Below are 2969 nucleotides of genomic sequence, written 5' to 3'. Positions count from 1 at the left end.
GGTAGCGGCGCGGACGCCGGGGCCGCAGGTGGTTTGGCGTAATCCAGACCAGGCGCTGGTGGCGCGTAGGTGTGCGTGGCACCAGCCGGCGGGCCGAACCCGACGGGTGCGGCTGGCGGCGGGGCTGCCGGCTCCTCCACCTCCCCGCCGAAGGAACGGATCAGCTCGGCAAGCCCACCGTCGAAACCCTGCCCCACGGCCGAGACCCGCCAGACCCCCTTACGGTAAAGATCGCAGATCATAACAGCGCGTTCGCTGCTGAAGTCCGCTCCGGTGAACGCGTAGCGCATGACCTCACTGCCACCGACGACGATCCGGAAGTAACCAGCGGAGATCTGCGACGCGGCCCCGGCACCGTCAATCGCCGCGCAGAACGACAGCTTGTCGATACCCGCGGGTACGTCCTTCAGCGTCGCCCGAAAGGACTGCGTGTCCCCGGCCTGCTCACCCAGGAGCTGGATCGACCCTTCCGGCGACTTCGGCTGGTTGAAGAAGATGAAGTACCGGTCATCGGACAGCCGGCCGTTCGCGTCCAGCCCAAAACAGGACACGTCCCAGCTCAGGCCGGGAGCGACGAGCGCGATTCCGATGTAGAGGTCAGTGCCAGGAGTGATCGCGGACAGCTGGCTCTTCTGTCCCCGGCTGAACTGCTGGACCACTGTGCTCCCCTTCGCCCTGCGTGCCGGCCTGTCCCGTGTCCGGTCTGCCCGTGTCGCACCCATTCGAAAACCAGACTGTCCGCAACCTAACAGGCCGGCCACAACGCGATCACAGCTCCACGCGCCCGCCCGCCCGCCATCGGACGATCCACCGGCCGGCGTAGATCTTTCTCAATGACCAGTGCCGGTCGAGAACGACTGGCGCCGGTCGAAGATGCCGGTATCAAACCAGAACCGGTCGCGGATGCGTCCGGCATGGCCAAGTCGCGCGCCGGCTCCGCGTAGCGTTCACTGGAGTGATGCGGTATGTCGATGGAGTAACCACAAAGAAGAAAATCTCCGTGATCGGGCTTGGTACCTGGCAGTTCGGCTCCCAGGAGTGGGGTTACGGCGCCGCCTACGCGGCCAGCGAGGCGCCGGCGATCGTCCGGCGGGCACGTGAGCTTGGTGTGACGTTCTTCGACACGGCCGAGGTCTACGCGTTCGGGCGCGGCGAACGGATCCTGGGCGGCGCTCTGCGGGAGGCCGGCGCCGACGGGACGGCCATCGTCGCCACCAAGCTGTTCCCGGTGCTGCCGGTGGCTCCGGTGGTCGAACAGCGGGCGGTGGCCAGCGCCAACCGGCTTGGCATCCGTCAGATCGACCTCTATCAGGTGCACCAGCCCAACCCGCTTGTTTCGGACAGCAGCACCATGCGGGGCATGGCCGCCCTGCAACGGGTCGGCCTCGTCGACGCGATCGGTGTCAGCAACTACTCGCTGCAGCGGTGGCAGGCAGCTGAGGAGGCGCTCGGCGCCCCCGTGCTTTCCAACCAGGTGCGGTTCAGCCTCCTGCGGCCCCAGGCCGAACGCGATCTGCTGCCCTACGCGGTGAAGAACGACCGGCTGATCATCGCGTACAGCCCTCTCGCCCAGGGCCTGCTGTCCGGCCGTTACACCCGCGAACACCCCCCGCCGTCGCGGGTACGCGCGATGAATCCCCTGTTCCTCCCGGAGAACCTCGACGCTGCCCGGCCCGTCCTCAACGTCCTGCGCGATGTTGCCGCGGCCCACGACGCGAGCCCGGCACAGGTCGCGCTGGCGTGGGTGATCCGGCACCCGAATGTGGTGGCGATTCCCGGTGCCTCCAGCCTCGCGCAGCTGGAGAGCAATGTGGCCGCCGCCGACATAACGTTGACCGAAGAGGAGGCCCATGCGCTGACGACCGCCGCCGACGCCTTCGAACCGGCCCGCGGAGCACGATCAGCCGTTATCGCGCTTCTGCGTGGCGGCCTGCGCCGATCCTGACCGCCGGGCCGCCTGGGGGATCTCACCCCCGGGCGGCCCAGCCCTCATGGCTGGCCTCATGGCTGGGTGCCCGCCGACTCGCTACGGCTGGGGCACGACCTCCCTGCCCGGCTGGATGCGCCCGCCCCGCGCCGAGGGGTGGTTCGCCCAGGATCTGGACCGTCTCGCCACAGCGCCTCGTGGATGGTCGCGCGCAACCCCCGCGATCGCGGAAAATACGGGATCAGCCGGGATCAGCCGGGATTCGGGCTGGACATCAGGTGGAAGGGCGGGCAGACCGCCGAGGAGTGATGCGCGGCCGCCTCCAGCGCGAGCCCCACCCGTTCCTCCGGGTCGAGATGCGCACTGCTGAACAAGGAGCCGAGCGCGAACTCCTCGCCGCAGCCAACCGCGTCGTAGAGGTCGATGCTGCGCCCGATCTGGAAGTCGGAGTCGATGCGGTACAGACGTCCGCGGATACCGACCAGGAACACCCCGCCCTCCTCCGAGCCTGACTCATTGCGGGAATAGCCACCCTCACGCAGGCAGTCACGCACCGCGGAGATGAAGTCGGTGGCCATGAACCGGTCGATGTCCCAGGTGCGCGGCAGGGGCGGAACCAGGCTGTACCGCAGCAGCTGGCCCATCCGGAACGAGGAGGTGAAGCCCATGATGAACTCACTGTTGTGGAACACCTTGGTGTCAGCGCGAATCGTGATCGAGTAGCCGGCCACCCCGGCACTGTCACCACCGATGATCACCCTGCCGTCATGCTCAAGACCGACGATGCAGGTCACGATAGGTAAGCATATCCGGTCGACGCACGAGGTGTCCGACAGGCCCCAGATAAGAGCACCCGGCAATAGGGGAGTGGACCAAGGAGCGGGGCTGGGGTGCGCGCATCGCGAGGCGGCGGAGGGAGCCACCGGAGGTGTTGGGTGGCGACTGACGAGCCGGGGTACCCGTGCATCGCGCAGCGATGGACGGGGAGCGATGCGGCGAGGTGCGTGCCCCAGCCCCGCGACGCCGCGTCCCCTATTGCCGG

Annotated in this window: 3 protein-coding genes; 1 reads left to right on the top strand and 2 read right to left on the bottom strand. The window is 68.1% G+C overall.

Annotated elements, in window-relative coordinates; genetic code table 11:
• The coding region (locus MJ785_RS14545) for a TerD family protein (protein ID WP_239381335.1) at positions 1–659 on the bottom strand (659 nt) is incomplete at its 3' end.
• A gap of 299 nt (positions 660–958) precedes the next feature.
• Between MJ785_RS14545 and MJ785_RS14540 the strand changes: the two genes are divergently transcribed.
• Entirely contained in the window at positions 959–1945 is a 987-nt protein-coding gene (locus tag MJ785_RS14540) for an aldo/keto reductase (protein WP_239311200.1), read from the top strand.
• Between the two features lie 233 nt (positions 1946–2178).
• Here MJ785_RS14540 and MJ785_RS14535 read toward each other — a convergent pair whose 3' ends face one another.
• Positions 2179–2721, bottom strand: a complete 543-nt coding sequence (locus MJ785_RS14535; RefSeq protein ID WP_239311199.1) for a hypothetical protein — start codon at positions 2719–2721, stop codon at positions 2179–2181.
• Between the last annotated feature and the right edge of the window lie 248 nt (positions 2722–2969).

The organism is Protofrankia sp. CiT1 (assembly GCF_917627335.1).
GTDB lineage: Bacteria > Actinomycetota > Actinomycetes > Frankiales > Frankiaceae > Protofrankia.
Note: the sequence above shows the minus strand (reverse complement) of the source record. Positions and strands in the feature narration are given on the sequence as shown.